The organism is Alcanivorax limicola (assembly GCF_019931215.1).
Classification (GTDB): Bacteria; Pseudomonadota; Gammaproteobacteria; order Pseudomonadales; family Alcanivoracaceae; genus Isoalcanivorax; species Isoalcanivorax limicola.
The window spans coordinates 1-20,087 of sequence record NZ_JAIOUB010000006.1 but is presented as its reverse complement, the minus strand read 5'-3'; the positions used below and the strand labels follow the sequence as shown (position 1 = coordinate 20,087).

The following is a 20,087-nucleotide window of genomic DNA, read 5'->3' as shown; positions in this document are numbered from 1 at the left end:
GTGCCGTATGCTTCGTGACATACTTTTGTCAGCGCTGCAGTCAGGGTCGTCTTGCCATGGTCAACGTGACCAATGGTGCCAACGTTAAGATGCGGTTTATTACGTTCAAACTTTGCCTTTGCCACGACTCTCTACCTCTCAGCTCGGTTGTGCATTCCTGCCTGAACAGCGAAGCATTGCCCGGGAAACACAAAAAAGGACACGCGCCCGCCCGGACATCGTGACCGCCTTCAGCACCACCAGCATGACGCGAAGCCAGACCCGGAGCGCACTCCGGATCCGGAAATTGGAGCTCATAACCGGATTTGAACCGGTGACCTCTTCCTTACCAAGGAAGTGCTCTACCTACTGAGCTATATGAGCATTACCTTCACATCACCCCGCAGGCGATGAACTCTCTGTCGGCACAGCGGCTTCCTGCAGCCATACAAATATGGAGCGGGTAGCGGGACTCGAACCCGCATCATCAGCTTGGAAGGCTGAGGTTCTGCCTTTGAACTATACCCGCGAACCTTGCCTTCCAGCGGCCTGGTTCGGCTGCCTGGCGCTATGCCTTGAAACCTTGTGAAGCTCCCGGCCCGAGCACCGGTCACTTCCTTACTACTTGCAATGTGGTGGAGGGGGCTGGATTCGAACCAGCGAAGCTTGCGCGTCAGATTTACAGTCTGATCCCTTTGGCCACTCGGGAACCCCTCCAAAAAAGGGCCTACATTCTCATTTTGCATTAACAGGTTGTCAACTTGTTTTCAGGTACTTTCGAGGTGGCAGATTGCCATCCTCAGCGCGCCATCCAACCTGCGGACACCCTGCTGCTGTATATGGAGCTGGCGAGAGGAGTCGAACCCCCGACCGGCTGATTACAAATCAGCTGCTCTACCAACTGAGCTACGCCAGCCTGCAAAGGTCGCGCATTGTAATGAATGTGGGGCCGGCAAGCAATTGAATCAGGCAGCTTTTTAACGGCAGGCCGCTCGATCGACCCCACTACCGGGCTCGGCAAGCGCTTCGGGAAGGCCGCCAACGGCGGCTATCAGACGATCCAGCGCCTCATCGGGCTGGGCATCCAGATAAATCCAGTATTCCAGGGCCTCGCGCCAGGTCTCGCGCACTTCAGCGGGATACCCCGCATTGCGCATCTTGACCTTCAGCCCCCGGGCGGATTCCTCACTGCTGAAATAGCCCAGGGACACGGCATTGGCGTCCTCACCTTCCGACACGATAAAGCTGTCGACGCCGCGAGCCTGCAGCTCACGCAGCGCCGCCAGCGCGTCTTCCCGGCGCGGCTGGGCCGGCAGATACACCCAGCTCAGACGATCCCGGCGCACCGGTACCGCATGGATACGCCCCGTTCGAGCCAGCGCACCCAGCTCACTGCGCACCTGCTCTGCTCGCTGCCGGTCCGGCCAGGGGCCGACCACCTCGCACAGTCGCACACCTGCGGTGGACGCAGCCCCAGCGCCGCCTGTGCGCTCCGTGACGCCAGCCTGATCGGCCCGAGACGCCCCCGGCAGCCGGGCCTCACCCAGCAACTGCAATGTTTGCGGGGCGGACACGGGCGCAGATACCGGCACAGACACCGGCGCCACGTGGCTTAGCAGGTTCCAGCCCAGATATACGATGTTGAGTATGAGAAGACTATAGAAAACCCAGCGCATGAACGCCCCTATCCCCGCGAACTGCAGTGATTGCAGCTCTGTCTCGTTGTTGCACCGCTATGTGTTGCACCGCTGTTTTTATGCCGCTTTTGCCACCGGCTCGCTCTGACAGCAGCACCCGCCGAGGCGCCCTACTGTAACCCTTCACACTCGCCGGCCCTGAGCCGGACGTCACAGAACGGACGCCTCAGGCGTTTTCACCGCCAGTGCCGGTCACGCGCTCCAGCCCGTCGAGCACCAGATCCGGGTCGTAGCGCATCGGCGGCGGCAGAAACGGCTGCAACACACGGGCATCACCGCCTGTCAGATAGACGCTGTCAGTATCATCAAGGGCCTTGCGCAGTTCAACTACCGTGTCGGCGATGAACGCCACGGACATCCGCAGCACACCGTTTTCCACACCGGCACTGGTGCTGCAACCCGGCGCCAGACTGTGTTCAACCTGGTCAGTAATACGCACCTGCGCCGTGCCACGGCTCAGGCTCCCCTTCAGCATGGTCAGCCCCGGCACGATATACCCGCCCAGGTGCTGTCCGTCGGCATTGACGGCGTCCACGGTCAGGGCACTGCCGCAATCCACAATGATCGACGCACCGTGGCGGTGCCAGGTCTCCACCACCGCCAGCCAGCGATCCACCCCCAGACGCGCCGGCTCTGCGTAGGCATTGGTTACGCCAGCATCCCGAGCCGGAGAATAATAGAAGCGCGGCGCACAACCCAATGCCTTCTCCAGCACGACGGCAAGCGCTGCATCGCCCTCCTGCCCGGCCACAGACGCCACCCACAAGGATGTCACCGGCGCCGAACAGACCGCCGCCAGCTCTTCGGCCAGCAGCGCCCAGTCACGCTGGTGCGCCCGCCCGCCCTGCGTGCGCACGCCCTGCACATCATCGCAGGCACGCCACTTCATGGCGGTATTGCCAATATCCAGAAACAATCTCATGCCAGCCTCAGACTTACCTCGCCGCCATGGAAGCGCTGTATGACGCCATCCACTTCCAGTAACAATGCCCCCTGCTCGCTGACCCCGCGGGCCACGCCGATGATGCGCCGCTCGCCGAGCAACACCTGCACCTCGCGCCCGTCACAACAATCGTAACGTTGCCAGCGCTCACGCAGGGGCGCGAAGCCCGCCTGCCGGAACTCGCCAAGCACGGACATCAACGCACTGAGCACATGCCCGGCAAGCAGATTGCGGTCAGGCGCCCGGCCCAACTCACGGGTCAGATCGGTCCAGGGCTGATCAATTGCCGCAGCCGCCGTCGACGTCAACATGCCGTTGATGCCAATGCCGATCACCGGCACACAGATGCCGTCCATGTCACCGGCCAGCTCCACCAGGATACCGCCGAGCTTGCGCTCCGCGACCCAGATGTCGTTCGGCCATTTGAGCTGCACCCGGTCACCGAGCCCCAGTGCTTTCAGGGCGTCAGCCACCGCCACACCCACCGCGAGACTGAGCCCTTCAAGCGCCGCCGCGCCGCCGCTGAAGCTGGTCGCCAGTGACAGATAGAGATTGCGTCCGTAGGGGGATTGCCAGGGCCTGCCACGCCGGCCGCGGCCCGCGTTCTGGTACTCCGCCAGCACCGCCACGGTCTTGCGCAACCCCTCACGGGCCAGCGCAAGCGCATCAGCATTGGTCGATGTGGTGATATCCAGAATGCGCAGATCCAGCGCATCGGGGTCGGCACCTGCGTCAGCCATGGCCTGGCGCACGGACGTTTCGGCAAGCAGACTCAGGCCACCGGGCAACCGGTAACCCTTGCCCCGCACGGACTCGACTTCCAGCCCGTAGGGCGCAAGCTTCTGCAAACGCTTCCACACCGCAGCGCGCGACACGCCCAGCAGTGCACCGAGCGCTTCCCCGGAGTGATAGCTGCCGTCGGCGAGACAGCGCACCAGCGCGCTGTCTGCCCCGTCCGCAGAAATCAACGCGCCCAGACCACGCCCCGCTGCTTCGCCCAGCCGGCAAGGCGGTCCTGGTACAGTTTTTCCAGTTCATTGCGCTTGAGTTTGAGCGTCGGTGTCAGCAGGTTGTTTTCCACGCCCCAGGCTTCAGAGACCACCACCAGCGCATCCAGCCGCTCATGGGCATCGATCTCGCCATTCACGCGCTGCAACAGTGCCTTCAGCCCCTCGACATACTCGTCTCGCGCCTTGTCGCTGCTGAGGTGCTCCTCTTCTTCCGGCGACAGACACACCAGAATCACAGGCTGCGGCATATCAACACCCATGACACAGGCCTGATCAATACCGGGGTGGGACACAAAGCGCCCTTCGATCGGCGCCGGCGCCACATACTTGCCTTTCTCGGTCTTGAAGATCTCTTTCACGCGGCCCGTGATGCGCAGGCGCCCGGCTTCGTCGATTTCACCGACATCACCGGTGTGCAGCCAGCCATCTTCCGTCAGGTCCTCGCGGGTCTTCTCCGGTGACTTGAAATAGCCCTGCATATTGGCCGGGCTGCGCACCAGAATCTCGCCGTTATCGCCGATGCGGCATTCCACACCGTCGTTGGGCGTACCCACCCAGCCGATCTTCTGATCGCCCTGGCGCGTGGTATGGGACCAGGCCATGTTCTCGGTCATGCCATACACTTCCAGGATTTCCAGCCCGAGCTTCTTGAACCAGACGATCACTTCCTTGGACAGCGCCGAGGCACCGGACAGCGCGATACGGCAATGCTGCAGGCCCATGGCGCTGAGCACCTTCTTCTTGATCACCCTGTTCAACAGCGGGATCTTGAGCAGCTTGTTGAGCTTCTCCGGCGGCACCGCGTCGCTCGCCTTCTGATAGAACTTGGTCCAGATGCGCGGCACGGCGAAGAACAGTGTCGGCTCTGCACGCTTGATGTCGTCGGCAAAGGTCTCCAGGGACTCGGCAAAGAAAACCCGCATCCCGACATACAGCAGCGACAGTTCTACCGCCGCGCGCTCGGCCACATGGGACAACGGCAGATAGGAGATCATGCGATCACTGGAGGACAGCTCGTAGACGTCCGGCATCTTGTTGCCCATCAGCGCCAGATTGCCAAAGCTGTGCATGACGCCCTTTGGCACGCCGGTGGTACCCGAGGTATAGATAATGGTCGCCAGATCCTGACCACGCGGCCTGGCCACGTCTGCCAGCGGCTGCTGATCACGGATAATATCGGGCCAGCACGGGAATTCTTTGCGGGCATCGTCAGGCGACAGCGAGAAAGACAGCTTCGGCATATCCGCAGGCACGCCAGCTTTGGCCTCGTCCCAGACATCCAGCTTGCCGACAAACAGCAGCTTTGACTCGCTGTGCTCCAGGATCTGGCGGACGCTTTCGGCGGTCAGAGTCGGGTACAACGGCACACTGACATGGCCCGCCATCCAGATCGCCCAGTCGGCCAGCATCCACTCGGCGCAGTTCTTGGACATCAGGGCAATATTGGAACCCGCGGGCAGGTTCAGGCCCTTCAGGTAGCTCGCCATGCGGCGGGCTTCGTCATCCAGTTCTTTCCAGGTGTATTCGCGCAGCGTACCGCCGCCCAGCGGTTGCACCATGGCGACCGTATCTTTCTGCTGGCTTACCCGCTCTTGCAGGGCCTCCAGCGGCGACTTGAGATCAGTGTTGGCTGTAGCATTCATGCTGCGTCTCCCGTTTTATTCTCTGATGTTATTGATTCAGCGCATAACAAGGCATCGGCACACCCCGGGTGCATGGGCACCACATACGGTCCTCCGACACATAGCCCGTAACGATACCATTTTAGACTGGCGAGGTGAGCAAAAACTGAGGCTGCCATCCGGGGTGCACCGTCACACCCGACGCGCCATAATGATCCGGCACGGCCCAGCCACGGGCCCCGGGAGGCCTCCATGCTCTGGATCAAAGCGTTTGTCGCAGGTTTTCTCGCCACCTTGCTGTTCCATCAAGCGGTGATCGGTGCCTTCTATACCCTGGGGGCATTTCCCGCGCCGCCGTTCAACATGACGCCGATGCCGCCGCTGGGCGTACCGCAGGTGGTGTCACTGGCGTTCTGGGGCGGCCTCTGGGGGCTCCCCTTGTGGGCTGTGATCCGCACATGCCGTGGCGCCCGCTACTGGCTGCGTGCCCTGGCGTTCGGCGCCATTGCGCCGACGGCGATAGCCATGCTGATCGTATTCCCCCTGAAGTCGCTGCCGGTCTCCGCACAGACGGTGGTCGGCGGCCTGATCGTCAACGGCGCCTGGGGCATCGGTGCAGCGCTCATCATGTGGCTGATATACCGCCGGCGTGCGCGCTGAAGAAACGCCACAAAGGAACCCCAAAAAAAACGCCCCACGGGCAAGCCCGGGGGCGCATTCGGAGTACGCCGGCTGCCAGCCGACAGGTTGCGGTGGACCAGACCGCTAAACTGTAAGATGGCGGCGTATCAAACCGTCATCCAGAGAGGCCATGGGGCCGTCGGCCACCAGACGCCCCTTGTCGATAATGCGGAAATCGGTGGCCACGCGGCGGGCAAAGGGCAACTTCTGTTCTACCAATAGCACCGTCAGCCCCTGCTCCCGATTGAGTCGCAGGATGATGTCCCCGATTTCCTGAACGATATTCGGCTGGATGCCCTCCGTGGGCTCATCCAGGATCAGCAACTCCGGCTCGATGACCAGCGCCCGGCCGATGGCCAGTTGTTGCTGCTGGCCGCCGGACAGATCACCGCCCCGGCGGCGGGCCATCGATTTCAGCACCGGGAACAGCGTGTGGATCTGATCCAGAATCGCGAACGACTTGTCCGGGCGCGCATAGACCGCCAGGCGCAGGTTCTCCTCCACGGTCAGTTGCGGAAAGATTTCCCGCCCCTGAGGTACGTAACCGATTTTCAGGGCGGCCCGAGCTTCCGCCCGCAGCGGCGCCAGGTCCTGACCCGCATACCGCATCGTGCCGGACGCTATCGGCAGCAGCCCCATAATGCATTTCAGCAAGGTGGTCTTGCCCATGCCATTGCGGCCCATCAGGCAGGTGCAGCCGCCTTGCGGTACCGTCATGGCCACATCCCAGAGGGTGTGGCTGCCGCCATAGAGCTGGTTCACGCCCTCCACGCTCAGCAGCGGCGCGGCGCGCTCTGCACTCGTTACACCTTCTCTCTCCACGCCCTCACCACTCATGCCGGCTCCCCCAGATAGACTTCGACAACCCGCGGGTCAGCCTGCACGTCAGCCATGTTGCCTTCCGCCAGCACGCTGCCTTCGTGCAGCACCGTGACGGTGCGAGCAATGGAACGGACGAAATCCATGTCGTGCTCCACCACCACGACGGTGTGCTTGCCTGCCAGCGACACCAGCAGTTCGGCAGTGCGTTCGGTTTCCTGCGGCGTCATGCCCGCCACGGGTTCATCCACCAGCAGTAACGCCGGGCGCTGCATCAGTAGCATGCCGATCTCCAGCCATTGCTTCTGGCCATGGGACAGGCTGCCCGCGCGGGCCTGCCGTTGCGCGGTCAGACCGATCAGGGCCAGCGTTTCGTCAATGCGGTCACACTGCTCTGAGGTCAGGCGCGCGAACAGCATGTGCCAGGCTCGGCGATCACCGGCCATGGCCAGCTCCAGATTCTCGAACACAGTGTGCTCCGGGAATACAGTGGGCTTCTGGAACTTGCGGCCAATGCCCGCCTGGGCGATGGCCGGTTCGCTCAGGCGCAACAGGTCGATGCTCTGACCAAAAAACGCCGTGCCGCTGTCCGGCCGTGTCTTGCCGGTAATCACATCCATCATGGTGGTTTTGCCGGCGCCATTGGCGCCGATGATGCAACGCAGCTCGCCCGGCTCGACATAGAGAGTCAGCTCGTTGAGAGCGCGAAAGCCGTCAAAACTGACCGTGATGTCTTCCAGGTACAGAATCGTACCGTGGCTGACATCCAGCTTTGGCGAACGCACCGCCGGATTAACGATGTCGAACACCTGGCTGCGATCAGCAAAGTCTTCGATAAACTTCGGCAATTTCATCGTTCTCGCCTCCTCAGACTTTCCAGCAACCCGACCACGCCGCGCGGCAGGAACAGCGTCACCACCACAAACAAGGTGCCGAGGGCATACAGCCAGGCTTCCGGCCAGGCGACGGTGAAGTAGGTCTTCATATAGTTGACCAGCACCGCCCCCATCACGGCGCCATACAAGGTGCCGCGACCGCCGACGGCGACCCAGACCACGGCTTCAATGGCGTTAAGCGGGGCGAACTCGCCGGGATTGATGATGCCCACCTGGGGCACATAGAGGGCACCCGCCACGCCCGCCAGCATGCCGGAAAACACAAACAGCCAGAGCTTGTAATGCTCCACGCGGTAGCCCATGAAACGGGCGCGGCCTTCGCCGTCACGGATCGCCGTGATGACGCGCCCGAAGCGTGAACGGACAATCCAGTGGCAGGCGATATACCCCAGCCCCAACGCCACGGCGGTGACAACGAACAAACCGATGCGGGTACTGGTGGCCTGCAGGTCATACCCCAGAATGTCCTTGAAATCGGTCAGCCCGTTGTTGCCACCAAAGCCCATTTCGTTGCGAAAAAAGGCCAGCATCAGCGCAAAGGTCAGTGCCTGGGTGATGATCGAGAAGTAGACCCCGGCAACGCGGGAGCGGAAGGCCAGCCACCCGAATACCAGCGCCAGCAGGCCGGGGATCAGCAGCACCATCAACATGGCAAACCAGAACATGTCCATGCCCAGCCAGTACCAGGGCAAGCTGTCCCAGCTCAGGAACACCATGAAATCCGGCAGCACCGGATCGCCATAGACGCCACGGGTGCCGATCTGGCGCATCAAATACATACCCATGGCGTAACCACCCAGCGCAAAGAACGCGGTGTGGCCCAGGCTGAGAATGCCGCAGTAACCCCAGATCAGATCAATCGAGATCGCCAGCAAGGCATAGGTCATGTATTTGCCTACCAGCCCCAGCGTATAGGTGGAGGGGTGCAGGAAAGACGATTCCGGCAACAGCAGGTGCGCCAGGGGCATACCGGCGCCCACCAGCAACAGCAGGCCAAGGAAGATGCGGCTGCCGAGATCGTGCTGCATCAAACGGGACAATACACTGCGATCACTCATCAGTGCCCCTCCGCCGAACGGCCTTTCTGCGGAAAGAGCCCCTGTTTACGTTTCTGAATAAACAGAATGATGAACACCAGCATCAGTATCTTGGCCATCACCGCGCCGACATGCGGCTCCACCAGCTTGGTGCCCAGCCCCAGGCTCAGGCCACCGATCAGCGTGCCCCAGAGATTTCCCACGCCGCCGAACACCACCACCATGAAGGAATCGATGATGTAGGCCTGGCCCATATTGGGGCCGACATTGGTCAGCAGACTCAGGGCCACCCCCGCCACCCCGGCGATGCCGGAACCGAGCCCGAAGGTCAGGGCATCAATGCGATCAGAGCGCACGCCCATGGCCCGGGCCATGGCACGATTCTGCGATACCGCACGCACCTTCAGTCCCAGGGAGGTGCGGTGCATCACCAGCCATAACAGGGCAAACACGATAAACATGAAGATCAGGACATACAGCCGGTTATAGGTGATCGCGAAGACATCATTGAAGCGCAGCAGGCCACTCATCCAGTCCGGGGTCTGCACCTGACGATTGAGGGGCGAGAAAATCGTGCGCACCAGTTGTTGCAGGATCAGGCTGATACCGAAGGTGGCCAGCAGCGTTTCCAGCGGGCGACCATACAGGAACCGGACGACGCCGCGCTCGATCAGCACCCCCACCAGACCGGACACCATGAAGGCCGCCGGCACCGCCACCAGTATCGCGACACCGATCTGATTCGGCATCAGCAGCTGCACGACATAGGAAGTGTAAGCGCCGATCATGATCAGCTCGCCGTGGGCCATGTTAATCACGCCCATGACACCGAAGGTGATGGCCAGCCCGATAGCCGCCAGCACCAGCACGGAGCCAAAGCTCAGGCCGAAGAAAAGCGTTTCCAGAAAACCGAAAAAACTGCGCCGCTGCTCGATGCGTTCAATGGCCCGCCCGGCCATCTGCCGCACGGCGGCATCGGGTTCCAGCGGCTCGCCGCTGGCGTCCGTCGCCAGCAATCGCTGGACGCGGTTATAGACATCATTGCCCAGCTCGCCGCTGAGCACCTCCAATGCCGCCAGTCGCACTGCGACGTCAGCGTCTTCCAGATCATGCAAGGCCAGCGCGACATCGATATCGCGCGCCACACCACGATGGGTTTCATGGGCCTGCTGTGCGCGCAGCAATGCGATGGTGGCGTCATCCAGCCCCCGTCGCAGTTCAGCCACCGCATCCCGGCGTACCGCCGGTGATGCATCCTGCAGATCAAAGCGCGCCACGGCACCCCGCAGGTTGCGGCGCAGCGGATTGTTGGTGGTAATGCGTCGCAGCCCTGTCATAGCGTCCCGCTCCAGGATCTGCTGTGTGACCGGATCGAACAGGGTCACTGCGTCGCCCTGAGCGCTCACCACATAGACACGCACCGTATCGGCGTCATCCTGCTGATAATACAGATCGCCTTCCAGCAGACCCGCCAGCGCATCGCGCACGCCCGGCCAGCCGCGTAGCTGCAGCTCGTTCACCAGCGCCACCTTGCGTGGAAAGCTTGCCGTGGCAAGCTCCGCCAGCAAGGCGGGAAAATCGTCATGGTTCGCTTCCTGAACCCGTTCTTCCTGGGCGAATGATTCGGCCACGCCACCATTATCCGCGTGCGCCCCACTCTCTGCGTGCACCGACATGGGCCACATCAGATAACAGAGTAATGCGATGATGCTGCCTGTCTGCGGCAGCCTTGCCACGATGCTGTTCACCCGGCTACTCCTGTACTGCTGCGAAACGCCGGGCGGACGGCTGCCCGCCCGGCAGGTCTGGCTTCAACTGTTCAGGTATTAATAGTTCTGACCTGCGCACTTTTTGGTTTTGGTGTTGTAGTTGCCGCACTCGAGCTCGACCCAGTCCGCCTTGATATCCTTGCTGCCCGGCAGGTAGCTGGACCAGGCATCACCCGGTACTTCACCGTCGGTTTGCCAGACCACGTCGTACTGGCCATCGGCACGGATCTCGCCGATAAACACCGGCTTGGTGATGTGGTGGTTCGGCAACAGCGTGGCAGTGCCGCCCGTCAGGTTCGGCACTTCCAGGCCGTAGAGCGCGCTGCGCACCTTGTCGACATCCGTCGTGCCGGCTTTTTCCACCGCCTGGGCCCACAGATTGAAGCCGATGTAATGCGCCTCCATCGGGTCATTGGTGACACGATTGGTGTCGCCGATAAACGCATGCCAGTTCTTGATGAACTCGGCGTTCTGGTCACTCTCGATGCTCATGAAGTAGTTCCAGGCGGACAGGTGGCCGACCAGATTGCGGGCGTCGATCCCGGACAACTCTTCTTCACCCACCGAGAAGGCCACGACGGGAATGTCCTCGGCAGACACCTGCTGGTTGGACAGCTCGTTGTAGAAGGGTACGTTGGCATCACCGTTGATGGTGGACACCACCGCAGTAGGCTTGCCCGCCGAGCCGAAGCGTTTGATGTCAGACACAATGCTCTGCCAGTCGGAATGGCCGAACGGCGTGTAATTGATCATGATGTCTTCGTCCTTGACGCCCTTGCTCTTCAGATAGGCTTCCAGGATGCGGTTGGTGGTACGCGGGTAGACATAGTCGGTCCCCGCCAGCACCCAGCGCTCGATCCCCATGTCGTTCATCAGGTAATCCACCGCCGGAATCGCCTGCTGGTTCGGCGCCGCGCCGGTATAGATCACGTTGCGGGAGGACTCCTCGCCTTCGTACTGCACCGGGTAGAACAGCAATCCGTTCAGCTCTTCGAACACCGGCAACACGGCCTTGCGCGATACCGAGGTCCAGCAACCGAAGACCACGTCCACATTGTGACGTTGCAGCAGCTCGCGGGAACGCTCGGCAAACAGCGGCCAGTTGGAGGCCGGGTCCACCACCACCGCTTCCAGCTGCTTGCCAAGCAGGCCGCCCTTGCGGTTCTGCTCTTCGATCAGCATCAGGATGGTGTCCTTGAGTGTCGTTTCACTGATGGCCATGGTGCCGGAGAGTGAGTGCAGCACCCCCACCTTGATGGTGTCGGCCTGGGCGGCGGTCATGCCCAGGGCGGCGCTGGCAGCCATGCAAACCCCAGCGATCTTGCTCAGTAATGATCTCGTTTTCATTGTCTGACTCCTTGAATTCCGGTTTGTCTGCGCGCGCGGGTTACATCTGCAATTGCAGGCCGAGCACAAAGACGTTGTCGTCACCAAACAGCGTGTCTTTCTTGTCCTGGTAGGCGAGGCTGATGCGCGCGCCATGGCCGCTGATGATGTAGTTGATGTTGTAATCGGTAACCTTGCCGTCGGCGCCGTTATCAATTTCGCCGTAGCTGTAGCGCACTACAGGCTGGATGCGGCCGATGCCGACTTCCTGCGGGAACAGGTAACCCGCCAGCAGAAAATAGCCGTTGCTGGGTTCAGCGCCGAGCGCATCCAGGCCGCCCAGAATGTCGTAGTCGTAATAGGCGCCTTCCAGGGTCACCGTGCCGGCGTCACCCAGGTTTTTTTCCATCAGCACATCCACGCTGTAGCTGTTCTCGCCGTCCTGGCTCTGCGCCACCAGACCGACTGCCAGAATGTCCTTGTCGCCGTAATAGGTGCTGCTGTTGTAGTAACCCGGTTCCGGGTCCCAGAAGTTCGCGGTCAGGCGCGCCGCGTACAACAGGTCATCCCCCGGGGTGGCCGGGCCCTCGAACACGCCCAGCTGCCATTTGAACTGACCGCCTCCCACCTGGCCCCAGTACGCCACGCCATCATCACGTCCGGCAAAGATGGCGGGGTAGGCCTGCACCGGCGGGAAATTCCAGGTGGTGAGATAGTAAGGACCACTCAGATTCGAGCGATCACTCGGCGGCAAGAAGCGCCCCGCCCAGATATTGAACACATCGGAATACTCAAACCGTGCAATGGCATCGAGCACGCTGAGGGTTTCTTCATCATTGACGTCGGTGTAGTACTCGGTATTGAACGTGAAACCGATGTTCTCGTTGACCTGGCCATTCACATACAGCCGGATGCTGTCGAGGCTGAAGTCATTGGATGAGCCACCGTCCGGCGCTGCCGATTCCTCGCTGACAAAGCTGGTACGCATGCCCGCGCCGACCGTGACGCCCGGCAGTTCCAGCGCGTGGGCGGTGCCGTAGCTGCCCACCGCCAGTGCCAGTGCCGAAGCCAGCCCCCGCCGCAGGGAGCGACAGGTCTGACGTGATGCAGAGTAAGACGTTTTCATGGTTGAACCCCCGATTCCGTGGTTGGATGGACTGTCGTGTTTTCCCTGGTCCTGAACACTGTTGTTATTCCCTGCCCTGCGCGTCCTGCCGGGCGCTGTGCAGCATGTGCAATGTGATCTTTCGAACCTCACGGCGACTTTCTTCGATATGTGCCTTGAGCATCATCTGGGCAGGCTCGGGGCGGCGTTCGAGAATCGCCTTGAGCACCATGCCGTGTTCCACATAGGTGGCATCCACCCGCGGCGGCTTGGTGAAATCCAGCCGCCGGATAATGCGGATCTTCTCGGTGATATCGTGGTGGATCAGCGCCATCTCACTGTTGCCCGCCGCCTCCACCAGCATTTCATGGAAGCGCTCGTCCAGGGCCGAGAGCGTGTTCATGTCTTCCAGGCGCGCGCTTTCCGGCACCAGCCAGATACGCTTCAGATCCTCGAGTTGCTGCGGCATCGTTTCGCGATCGCACAGCCGCCGCACCGCCGCGCACTCCAGAATGGTGCGCACGTCGTACAGATCTTCGAAGTATTCGAAATTGAAGGGGCGAACGCGCCAGCCATTGCGGTACAGCACCTCGACATAGCTTTCCCGCTGCAAGCGGAACAGCGCCTCGCGCACCGGGGTGCGGCTGACGCCCATGCGCTCGGCCACTTCCGTTTCGGTAAAGCGGTCGCCGGGCAACAGCCGGAAATCAAAGATGTCCCGCTTCAGCTGGCCGTAGATGCGCTCCGCCAGATTGGCGGCGCGGGTGGCGCTGCGTGATGCATTGCCCGAGTCGGTACGCGACAATTCGATCATGATGCCTGCTCCATGATGACCACCAGCGGATCGCCCGCCTGGATAACGCGCCCTTCCGCGCAATGCACCGCGTGCACCACGCCATCCGCCGGCGCATGAACGGCAAACTCCATTTTCATGGCTTCGATGATCAGCAGCGGATCACCCGCTTTCACCGGTTTGCCGGTTTCCACCATCAACTTCCAGATGTTGCCGCTGATGTCCGCGGACACCAGCTCGCCCCCCACAGGCGTATCGATATCGACCTGACGTGCATCCTGGTCGCGATGCATAGCGTCCAGCGCTTCCTCTTCCTGCCACAGCGCCACCTCCGCATCGAAGGCCTGTTTCTGGCGAGCCTGAAACGCGGCCAGTTCCGGTGCGATGCTGTCGAGGAAGCGGTGATGCTCGCCAAGATCGAAATCTTCTTCGTGAATATCCAGCGTCAGACGCCCTTCGCGGAAAGCCTCCCGTTGTGCGGTGAGCTCTTCTTCCGTCACCGGGTAGAAGCGCACCTGATCGAAAAAGCGCAGTAGCCAGGGCTTGTCATCGGCGAAGGTGCTGTTCTTGAGAAACTTGTTCCAGATTGGCAGCGTGCGGCCCACCAGCTGGTAACCGCCTGGGGAATCCATGCCGTAAATGCACATGTATACGCCGCCGATGCCGACGGTGCCTTCGGCGGTGTAGGTGCGGGCCGGATTGTATTTCGAGGTCAGCAGACGATGGCGTGGGTCCACCGGCACGGCGCAGGGCGCGCCCAGGTAGACATCGCCCAGGCCCAGCACCATATAGCTGGCCTGATGGATGATGTCGCGCACCTGCTCGATACTGTCGAGGCCGTTGATGCGACGAATAAACTCGGCGTTGCTGGGCAACCACGGCGCCGTGTCGCGCACCGACTGGCGGTAACGGGCGACCGCATCCAGCGTGGCAGAATCCTCGAACGCCAACGGCAGCCGAATCACTCGAGTGCGCACCTTCATGTCACCGACCGGCGGCAGTTCATGTTCGATAGCCAGCAATGCGGTCATCAGATCCCGCTGGCTGATCACGCGGCTGTCGTAATTGACCTGCAAGGAGCGCACGCCCGGCGACAGCTCCAGCACGCCCTTGATCGGCTGCGCCTCAAGCGCCTGCATCAACGCGTGCACGCGAAAGCGCAGCGTCAGGTCGAGCACGTTGGGGCCATATTCAATGAGGATGTAGCGGTCTCCGGCCTGGCGGTAGGCCACCACAGGGCGACCCGGCTGCGCGGGCAGCTCTGCCAGCACGGTTTCCGAGACGGTATCTGCGGGCACCATGGCCAGGCCAGGCGCCACGGTCGCTGCTGTTTCTTGCAAGGCCGCGATCGCGGCATCCTGGGCCAGCTCCAGCGCCCGCGCTTCATCAAAGTCGATGCGCCGGAAACGAATGCGATCGCCGGGCTTCACCTGGCCGACTTTCCACAGTTCCGCTTTGCAGATCGTGACCGGGCAAACAAAGCCGCCGAGGCTGGGGCCGTCGCGTGTCAGGATCACCGGCATGTCGCCGGTAAAGTTGATGCTGCCGATGGCGTATTCACAATCGTGAATGTTCGACGGATGCAGCCCGGCTTCGCCGCCGTCACTGCGCGTCCAGGTGGGCTTGGGGCCGCTCAGGCGAATGCCGAGCCGGTTCGAGTTGTAGTGCACCGTCCATTCGGACGCGAGAAACGTCTCGATGGATTCCGGCTGGAAAAAATCCGGTGCGCCATGCGGGCCATACAGCACCGCGATATCCCAGGTGTCGCCGTAAACGGGTACCAGCGCCTGGCCTGCCGGCTCGGGTGCCGCAACCGGTGCTGGCGTCGGGCAGCCCGGGCGGCTCGGCGCGCAAATGTCCAGCAGATCGCCCCCACGCAGCGGCCGACCGCCGTGACCACCGAACTGACCCAGCGCGAAGGTGGCCTTGCTGCCCAGATAATCCGGCACATCAATACCGTTGCGCACGGCCAGATAGGTGCGGCACCCGGCGCTGGCCCGGCCCATGCGGAGTACCTGCCCGGCGCGTACCGTCACCGGCGTCCAGAAGGGTACGGGTGCGTCATCCAGGGTGGCGTCCGTGGGCGCGCCTGTCAGCGCAATCACCGTATCGCTGTGGCAGCGCAAGGTCGGCCCTATCAAGGTGCTTTCCAGCCCGGCGGCGCTCTCATCATTGCCGACGATACGGTTGGCCAACCGAAAGGCGTAATCATCCATCGGCCCGGAGGGCGGCACGCCGATATGCCAGTAGCCGGTGCGCCCCGGATAATCCTGCACCGTGGTATAGGTGCCTGGCGCCACGACTTCCAGCGCCTGCGGCGCATACACAAAGCTGTCGAGATAGCGGGTGGAAAACACACCCTCAATGAACGCATCACTGGCGCTGATGGCGCGCAGATAATCCAGATTGGTGGTGATGCCGCACAAACGGGTCGCGTCCAGCGCAGCGCGCAGTGCGGCAATCGCGGCCTCACGGTTATCACCCCGCACAATCAGCTTGGCGATCATCGGGTCATAGTAGGGCGACACTTCCGTACCGGTGGCGACCCAACCGTCCAGGCGCACATTGTCCGGAAACACGACCTCGGTCAGCACACCCGGGGACGGCTGAAACTGCCGCACCGGATCTTCCGCGTACAGTCGCACTTCGATGGCGGCGCCCTGTGGCGCTACCGTTACCGTGTCCAGCGCGGGCAGCTCGCCCGCGCCGACGCAGAGCATCCATTCCACCAGATCAATGCCGGTGACGGTCTCGGTGATGCCATGCTCAACCTGAAGGCGTGTATTGACCTCCAGAAAATAGAATTCATCGCGGCCCGCGTCGTAGATAAATTCCACGGTGCCCGCAGACAGGTAGTTCACCGACTCACCGAGGCGCACAGCAGCCGCCATCAGTTTTTCTCGCGTGGCGGCGGGCAGCCCGGGCGCGGGGGTTTCCTCAATCACTTTCTGGTTACGGCGCTGGATGGAGCAGTCCCGTTCGCCCAGGGCCAGCACCCGGCCCTCGCCGTCGCCAAATATCTGCACTTCGATATGCCGGGCGCGATCCACAAAGCGCTCCAGAAACACACCGCCGTCGCTGAAAAAGTTCTGCCCCATGCGCTGCACGGATTCGAAGGCATCCCGTAGCGCCGCGTCGTCGTCACACCGGGACAGGCCGATACCGCCACCACCGGCGGTACTCTTGAGCATCACCGGGTAACCGATCTGCCCGGCGGCAGCCAGCGCTTCCTCCAGATCGCGCAGCAGCCCGGTACCCGGCGCCAGCGGCACACCGGCCGCCTCGGCCAGGGCGCGCGCTTCATGCTTGAGCCCGAACTGGCGCATTTGCGTGGGCGTTGGCCCGAGAAAGACCAGCCCCGCTTCCGCACAGGCTTCAGCGAAACCGGCATTTTCGGACAGGAAACCGTAGCCGGGAATGATGGCCTGAGCGCCGGTATCCCGCGCTGCCTGAATAATACGATCCCCGCACAGATAGCTTTCGGCAGCGGGCGCATTGCCGATGTGCACCGCTTCATCCGCCTGCTCCACATGCATGGCGTTGCGGTCTGCCTCGGAATACACCGCCACACTGGCGATACCCAACCGGCGCAGGGTACGCATACTGCGTACAGCAATCTCACCCCGGTTCGCGATCAATACTTTGCTGAACATGCTGCTTACTCCGCTGTCTGTCCGGTGGCGCTGGCGACGCTCGCCATGTAGCGGCGCCAGCCTCCGAATGAGGTGATGTCCAGGGCGTCGTCCCGCGCCCAGCCCTCGCAGATGAATCCTTTTACTTCGCGCCCGTCGGCCAGCCGCAGCGTGCCGATGCCCAGCGGCGCCGGGATCAGGGCGACAAAGGAGCCGAACGCGCCCACCGGCACATCCCACAGCTCCACCTCGATCGCGGCACCCTCCGCATCACGAAGCAGCCCCGGCTTCGGCGGCACCGTGCCCGCCAGGGCATAGAAGCGGTATTCCGGTGCGGTGGTCGTGCGCTCGACGAACGCGGCGCCGCGCTCAATCAGTTGGCCGTTGAGCGGCATGCCGGAGAGATGGGCGCCGACCACCGCCAGGCGCACGCACCCCTGCGGCACCGTGACGGGAACAGAGGACACCAGGGGCGGCAGCGCCTGCCCGGTGGCGCCGCGCGGCCAGGGTTGTGCGGTTTGCCAGCGACGCCCCAGCTCAAGCAGCGCCGCATCCGACCAGGCCGGGGCGATCAAGGTAATGCCGGTGGGCAGGCCGCTATGGCGGATGGCACCCGGCAAGGCCAGCGCGGCCATATCCAACAGGTTGACGAAGTTGGTGTAGGTGCCCAGGCGGGTATTCAGCTCGACCGGCTCAGCCTCGATGTCCCGCAGCCGGTAATGGCTGGGCGTCGTCGGCACCAGCAAGGCATCCACCTGCGCCATCAGCGCATCGGCTTTGCGCTTGAGCCCTGCCAGTGCATATTCGGCGCGAAAATAATCCGTGGCTGACGACTGACCGCCCGAGGCGATAATGCTGGCGACAATGGGATCAACACCCTCCAGCCCGCCCTCGGCCACCAGATCACCGACCGCGACATGGCGTTCGGCCAGCCAGGGGCCGTGGTAGAGCAGCGCCGCTGCGTCATGAAACGCCGAGAAATCCAGCGGCACCAGCGTCGCGCCCAGTGCACGCCACCCATCGCAGGCCTGTTCGAAGCAGGCGGCGGCTTCTGTATCACCAAACCATGCCGGCGACTGCGGCACGCCCAGACGCAACGCCGCGCCAAACGCACGCGGCGCAGTATCCGGCCAGGGGCGCGCATACTCGTCCTCGGGATCAAAACCATAGAGTTGCCCGGCCACCGTCTCGGCATCGCCCACATCCAGGGCGAACACCGACAGGCAATCCAGGGAGCGGCAGGCCGGCACCACACCGCGCACACTGGCGGCACCACGCGTCGGCTTCAAACCGACCAGATTATTGAAGCCGGCGGGCACGCGACCAGAACCCGCCGTGTCCGTGCCCAGCGCGAACGGCACCTGCCCCAGCGCCACCGCCACCGCCGAACCGGAGCTGGAGCCGCCTGAAATGAACTCGGGATGGAAGGGATTGCGCACGGCACCGTATGGCGAGCGCGTTCCCACCAGGCCAGTGGCAAACTGATCCAGGTTGGTCTTGCCCACCAGAATGGCGCCGGCCTCCATCAGCCGTTGTACGCCCGCAGCCGTCTGCTCGGCCTCGCGCGCAAACCCCGGGCAGGCGGCGGTGGTCTGCCAACCGGCCACATCAATGTTGTCCTTGATGGCGAAGGGAACACCGTAAAGCGGCAACGCCTCCTGTGCGCCCCCCGCCGCCACCAGGCGTTCGGCAAGCTGCGCCAGTTGGCGCGCCAGCTGGCTGTCGTTGGCGACCGCTATCCAGATTGCCGGATCCCCCCGCCGCAACTGCTCGACCAGCTCTCCCACCAGCACCTGCGGTGTGGCGGGTCCGTCCCGGTATGCGGCCAGCCAATCGTTGATCATCCACCCGTACATGCTTTTGAGCACCTTCTTGTACACAAGTTTGTGTTCTTGAAAAGCAAGGGGTGTGCCAGGGTGTGAATTACTCGTGACAGTAGATATTAAGGCACTGATTCTTATCGGATAATTTTCGGGAAGGGCAATTCAGGGGATTTGTGTAGCGTCGTTTCATTGATATGTTGCGCATCATCATGGTGCGGGCGCACCAAGGTTTTTGCACCAGCGGGTAGCACTCGGCGGGTGGGGGTTCGGGGTATCGTATGGCGGAGGGTAGCACTGCGATGTAGTGGTTGGCGATGCGGTAGTTAAGGGAATACCTGGGCGGTTGTGGCAGTAAGGCGAGCGTCTCACATGGGGGCGTAGCCACACGGGTTTCGCCGCACCGCGGCGAGTGTGGCGGGATGTGGTCCGGAGTACTTGGGCGGTTGCGGTAGTAAGCTGGGAGATGGTCGACCTACTTGATCAACGCGGTGCGTTGACCCCTTCGGGGCGCCTGCGGCGTCCACCGGCGATAGCCGGTGTCACATGGCAGCGCGTTGCGCTGCGAGGTAGTGGGAGGAGATCGCACAGAGGTTGCTATGACCGCCCTCACATGGGGGCGTAGCCACACGGGTTTCGCCGCACTGCGGCGAGTGTGGCGGAGCGCCGCCGGGCTGTGCCCGGGGGCCGGACCTACGGAGTGGGACGGTGGTTGTCGGGCGGTGCGGTGGTGCGCTGGGGGTTGGGCAGACCTACTTGGGTCGCGAGCATGCTCGCGATCGCTGCGCGACGCCGGTGGCGCCCCCGCCTGGCACCTGCGGTGCATCGGCGGTCACATGGCAGCGCGTTGCGCTGCGAGGTAGTGGGAGGAGGACTTCGCTCCTAAATATAAAAAACCCCCGACGCGGAGCGGCGGGGGTCTTTTATATTTAGGAGCCTGACGATGACCTACTCTCAC

The 20,087-nt window shown here is 62.6% G+C and carries 15 protein-coding genes and 4 tRNA genes; 1 reads left to right on the top strand and 18 read right to left on the bottom strand.

Annotation, left to right across the window (positions count from 1 at the left end; genetic code table 11):
* From K8B33_RS15920 to K8B33_RS15880, 9 genes are all read right to left on the bottom strand, one after another.
* Positions 1 to 125: GTP-binding protein (locus tag K8B33_RS15920; RefSeq protein WP_317846241.1), on the bottom strand; the 125-nt coding region annotated here is incomplete at its 3' end.
* Between the two features lie 162 nt (positions 126 to 287).
* Positions 288 to 363, bottom strand: a tRNA-Thr gene (locus tag K8B33_RS15915).
* A gap of 71 nt (positions 364 to 434) precedes the next feature.
* Positions 435 to 508: transfer RNA gene (locus tag K8B33_RS15910), tRNA-Gly, on the bottom strand.
* Between the two features lie 104 nt (positions 509 to 612).
* A tRNA-Tyr gene (locus K8B33_RS15905) sits at positions 613 to 696 on the bottom strand.
* Positions 697 to 819: 123 nt separating this feature from the next.
* A tRNA-Thr gene (locus K8B33_RS15900) sits at positions 820 to 895 on the bottom strand.
* 61 nt (positions 896 to 956) lie between these two features.
* Entirely contained in the window at positions 957 to 1,655 is a 699-nt protein-coding gene (locus K8B33_RS15895) for an SPOR domain-containing protein (protein WP_223428330.1), read from the bottom strand.
* 187 nt (positions 1,656 to 1,842) lie between these two features.
* The gene (locus tag K8B33_RS15890; RefSeq protein WP_223428327.1) at positions 1,843 to 2,598 is read right to left on the bottom strand and encodes a type III pantothenate kinase; all 756 of its coding nucleotides are present in this window, start codon (positions 2,596 to 2,598) and stop codon (positions 1,843 to 1,845) included.
* Entirely contained in the window at positions 2,595 to 3,587 is a 993-nt protein-coding gene (gene birA / locus K8B33_RS15885) for a bifunctional biotin--[acetyl-CoA-carboxylase] ligase/biotin operon repressor BirA (RefSeq protein WP_223428325.1), read from the bottom strand. The genes K8B33_RS15890 and birA overlap by 4 nt, the downstream gene beginning before the upstream one ends.
* A complete protein-coding gene (locus K8B33_RS15880) occupies positions 3,584 to 5,272 on the bottom strand; it encodes an AMP-binding protein (protein ID WP_223428322.1) in 1,689 nt (562 codons plus the stop codon). The genes birA and K8B33_RS15880 overlap by 4 nt, the downstream gene beginning before the upstream one ends.
* A gap of 231 nt (positions 5,273 to 5,503) precedes the next feature.
* Here K8B33_RS15880 and K8B33_RS15875 point away from each other — a divergent pair, with 231 nt between their 5' ends.
* A complete protein-coding gene (locus K8B33_RS15875) occupies positions 5,504 to 5,911 on the top strand; it encodes a hypothetical protein (protein ID WP_223428320.1) in 408 nt (135 codons plus the stop codon).
* Positions 5,912 to 6,016: 105 nt separating this feature from the next.
* Here the strand turns inward: K8B33_RS15875 and urtE are convergent, their stop codons facing one another.
* The 9 genes from urtE to atzF form a co-directional block, all read right to left on the bottom strand.
* Positions 6,017 to 6,712, bottom strand: coding sequence for an urea ABC transporter ATP-binding subunit UrtE (urtE, locus tag K8B33_RS15870; RefSeq protein WP_223428335.1), 696 nt, complete (start codon positions 6,710 to 6,712; stop codon positions 6,017 to 6,019).
* 53 nt (positions 6,713 to 6,765) lie between these two features.
* Entirely contained in the window at positions 6,766 to 7,605 is an 840-nt protein-coding gene (gene urtD / locus K8B33_RS15865; protein ID WP_223428318.1) for an urea ABC transporter ATP-binding protein UrtD, read from the bottom strand.
* Positions 7,602 to 8,705 (bottom strand): urea ABC transporter permease subunit UrtC, encoded by a 1,104-nt coding sequence (gene urtC / locus K8B33_RS15860; protein WP_223428316.1) that lies wholly within the window; start codon positions 8,703 to 8,705, stop codon positions 7,602 to 7,604. Before urtC ends, urtD begins: the two co-directional genes overlap by 4 nt.
* Positions 8,705 to 10,369, bottom strand: coding sequence for an urea ABC transporter permease subunit UrtB (gene urtB / locus K8B33_RS15855; protein ID WP_223428332.1), 1,665 nt, complete (start codon positions 10,367 to 10,369; stop codon positions 8,705 to 8,707). Before urtB ends, urtC begins: the two co-directional genes overlap by 1 nt.
* Before the next feature lie 141 nt (positions 10,370 to 10,510).
* Positions 10,511 to 11,800 carry an urea ABC transporter substrate-binding protein gene (gene urtA, locus K8B33_RS15850; RefSeq protein WP_223428314.1) on the bottom strand — a complete coding sequence of 430 codons (1,290 nt, stop codon included), beginning with the start codon at positions 11,798 to 11,800 and terminating at the stop codon, positions 10,511 to 10,513.
* 40 nt (positions 11,801 to 11,840) lie between these two features.
* The gene (locus K8B33_RS15845; protein ID WP_223428312.1) at positions 11,841 to 12,905 is read right to left on the bottom strand and encodes a porin family protein; all 1,065 of its coding nucleotides are present in this window, start codon (positions 12,903 to 12,905) and stop codon (positions 11,841 to 11,843) included.
* Between the two features lie 64 nt (positions 12,906 to 12,969).
* Positions 12,970 to 13,698, bottom strand: coding sequence for a GntR family transcriptional regulator (locus K8B33_RS15840; protein ID WP_223428310.1), 729 nt, complete (start codon positions 13,696 to 13,698; stop codon positions 12,970 to 12,972).
* Complete coding sequence (gene uca / locus K8B33_RS15835) at positions 13,695 to 17,330, bottom strand: urea carboxylase (protein WP_223428307.1); 3,636 nt, start codon at positions 17,328 to 17,330, stop codon at positions 13,695 to 13,697. Before uca ends, K8B33_RS15840 begins: the two co-directional genes overlap by 4 nt.
* 5 nt (positions 17,331 to 17,335) lie before the next feature.
* The gene (gene atzF, locus K8B33_RS15830) at positions 17,336 to 19,165 is read right to left on the bottom strand and encodes an allophanate hydrolase (RefSeq protein ID WP_223428306.1); all 1,830 of its coding nucleotides are present in this window, start codon (positions 19,163 to 19,165) and stop codon (positions 17,336 to 17,338) included.
* Positions 19,166 to 20,087 lie beyond the last annotated feature (922 nt).

Coding starts and splice junctions, on each gene's coding strand:
- urtD (WP_223428318.1), bottom strand. CDS start 7,605: ATGAAATTGCCGAAGTTTATCGAAGACTTTGCTGATCGCAGCCAGGTG.
- urtB (WP_223428332.1), bottom strand. CDS start 10,369: ATGTGGCCCATGTCGGTGCACGCAGAGAGTGGGGCGCACGCGGATAAT.
- urtA (WP_223428314.1), bottom strand. CDS start 11,800: ATGAAAACGAGATCATTACTGAGCAAGATCGCTGGGGTTTGCATGGCT.
- uca (WP_223428307.1), bottom strand. CDS start 17,330: ATGTTCAGCAAAGTATTGATCGCGAACCGGGGTGAGATTGCTGTACGC.
- K8B33_RS15890 (WP_223428327.1), bottom strand. CDS start 2,598: ATGAGATTGTTTCTGGATATTGGCAATACCGCCATGAAGTGGCGTGCC.
- urtC (WP_223428316.1), bottom strand. CDS start 8,705: ATGAGTGATCGCAGTGTATTGTCCCGTTTGATGCAGCACGATCTCGGC.
- K8B33_RS15840 (WP_223428310.1), bottom strand. CDS start 13,698: ATGATCGAATTGTCGCGTACCGACTCGGGCAATGCATCACGCAGCGCC.
- atzF (WP_223428306.1), bottom strand. CDS start 19,165: ATGTACGGGTGGATGATCAACGATTGGCTGGCCGCATACCGGGACGGA.
- K8B33_RS15845 (WP_223428312.1), bottom strand. CDS start 12,905: ATGAAAACGTCTTACTCTGCATCACGTCAGACCTGTCGCTCCCTGCGG.
- K8B33_RS15880 (WP_223428322.1), bottom strand. CDS start 5,272: ATGAATGCTACAGCCAACACTGATCTCAAGTCGCCGCTGGAGGCCCTG.
- K8B33_RS15875 (WP_223428320.1), top strand. CDS start 5,504: ATGCTCTGGATCAAAGCGTTTGTCGCAGGTTTTCTCGCCACCTTGCTG.
- K8B33_RS15895 (WP_223428330.1), bottom strand. CDS start 1,655: ATGCGCTGGGTTTTCTATAGTCTTCTCATACTCAACATCGTATATCTG.